Genomic DNA, 656 nt, shown 5'->3' on the forward strand with positions numbered 1-656 from the left:
CCCGGGCCCTGCGCCGCGAGGACCTTCTCCGCGACGGCGATCTGCTGCGCCTTGCTCGCCTGGTGCGCGTTGGCCGCGTACGCGTGGCCACCGAACGCGGCCCACGTGCTCGACGTGAACTGCAGACCACCGTAGAAACCGTTGCCCGAGTTGACCGCCCAGTTCCCCGAGGACTCGCACTGGGCGACCTTGTCCCAGGTCGAGGTCGGCGCGGCGGAGGCGGACGTCGCCGTCACGAGGCCGGCCACCGGCAGGACGGCCAGCGCGCCGCCCATGACGGCCATCCGCACACGCTTGGAGCGCTTGGTCGCGGTGGCGGTGGCAGCGGTGGTCCCGTTACGGAAAAGCATGCGGTTCCCTTCAAGCGTCCCGGGACGACACCCGGGCACGGGTCGGCAGACCCGATCGGCCTGCGGTTCATGGGGTAGCCGGCATCCGAACCCGCCGGGCCCCGGGGCCCCGGCGGTGTGCCGCGCTGGATTCGAAGTTACGGACCCCCCGCACCCGACACAAGGTTCCACCACAGAACCCCAGCTCAGACCCCGGTTACCACCGGTATCCACCGAAAGCCGACCCCCATTTCACGGGCCCGACCCCCACCACCCACCCCCCGATGTGACCCGCACCACCGCAAACCGTCCGTGAACCGGACCACA

1 protein-coding gene is annotated in these 656 nt (G+C 70.9%); it reads right to left on the reverse strand.

Going from position 1 to position 656, the window contains the following annotated elements; translation table 11 throughout:
• A partial coding sequence (locus tag IE98_RS0141655; RefSeq protein ID WP_043176433.1) for a transglycosylase family protein occupies positions 1 to 350 on the reverse strand: 350 nt, incomplete at its 3' end.
• Between the last annotated feature and the right edge of the window lie 306 nt (positions 351 to 656).

This window comes from Streptomyces sp. NRRL B-24484 (genome assembly GCF_000717715.1).
Taxonomy (GTDB): domain Bacteria; phylum Actinomycetota; class Actinomycetes; order Streptomycetales; family Streptomycetaceae; genus Kitasatospora.